Source organism: Virgibacillus byunsanensis (assembly GCF_042675965.1).
GTDB lineage: Bacteria > Bacillota > Bacilli > Bacillales > Amphibacillaceae > Virgibacillus_R > Virgibacillus_R byunsanensis.
Window position 1 is genome coordinate 1 of sequence record NZ_JBHTKJ010000064.1, and the last position, 1,258, is coordinate 1,258.

A 1,258-nucleotide genomic window follows, 5' to 3' on the forward strand; every position below is an offset into this window, starting at 1 on the left:
TATTCATAATTTTGGCATAAAATAATTTGTTTGACTTCTGTTGAAAAATTTTATGCAACGCTAGTGTTAATGAATATAGTACCTTTTAGAATAAAAAAGGTTTTACAGTGGACAGGGGAGGAGTGAAAATTATGAATGACGTTAAATCATTATGGGTTGTATGGCAAAACCCTAAAACGAGGTCATATTATCATATTGGTACTTTATCTTATTTCGATAATCATTATGAGTTTTCATATACTTCTGCACAAAAAGAATATTGGAAATTAAACGATGCTTTAAAGGATGAGTATATGTTACATCCTGCATTTCCTGACCCTAATAAAACTTATAAGTCAAAAGAGCTATTTAATGCATTTGATCGACGTTTACCATCACCTATTCGCGCTGATTTCAGCATAATTATGGAGGAACTTGGTTTGGACAAAAACCACTCCAAAATGGAAATACTTGAAGAAACGCGAGGGCGTTTAGCAAATGATACTTATTCTTTTGAACGCCCTCTAAGAGTAGAAAGTGATGGAAATGTTCACACAAGTTTCTTTATACACGGCATGCGATATCAAAAATTACCAAAAAATTGGCCTCAATTATTAAAAACAATAAAGACAGTAACTTTAGTACAAGAACCAGAAAATAGTTATGATCCTAATGCAGTTGCTATATATACAGAGACTGGAGTTAAGTTAGGTTATATACCAGGATTCTATTCTAAGGGAGTCTTTGCTTTGTTAGAAAATGGGGCTAGCCCCATTGTTACAATTTCAAAAGTAAATGAAATTTCAACACCACATTGGTGGGTAAAATTGAACTATGTAAGTGAAATCCCTTCTGGAAATAAAAGAATACCTGAGTTTCTTGCATTTGTAGAAACAGCAGTATAATAATTAATAATAAATTTTAGTATGAGAAAAGTTACAATATTTATAAAATAAAAGCAATCTCACTTTTAAAAATAGAAAATTAACAGGATAGAGGTCGTAATCAGACCTCTACTTTTTTTTAGTTATTTACCCTTTCCAACGTTACGGTGAAACCGTATACAAATAGATGCGTTTCTTTGGATTAGGAATTTATAAAATTTGATATATGGAAGACTTTGACTGAAATTTAGTATAATGTAGCTCCCTCAAAGCGACTATTGAACTTTCATTTCCTTCCTGCGATAAGTCAACATAGACACAACTGTCTAGTGAACTACTCCCACCACTTACCACCCTTACGGGTTGCTTGAAGTGGGGGCTTCTTGGGTAATCGT

1 protein-coding gene is annotated in these 1,258 nt (G+C 32.8%); it reads left to right on the forward strand.

All coding sequences use genetic code 11. From position 1 onward, the window contains the following. Positions 1-131: 131 nt before the first annotated feature. Complete coding sequence (locus ACFQ3N_RS17620; protein ID WP_390364050.1) at positions 132-884, forward strand: HIRAN domain-containing protein; 753 nt, start codon at positions 132-134, stop codon at positions 882-884. Positions 885-1,258: the final 374 nt, after the last annotated feature.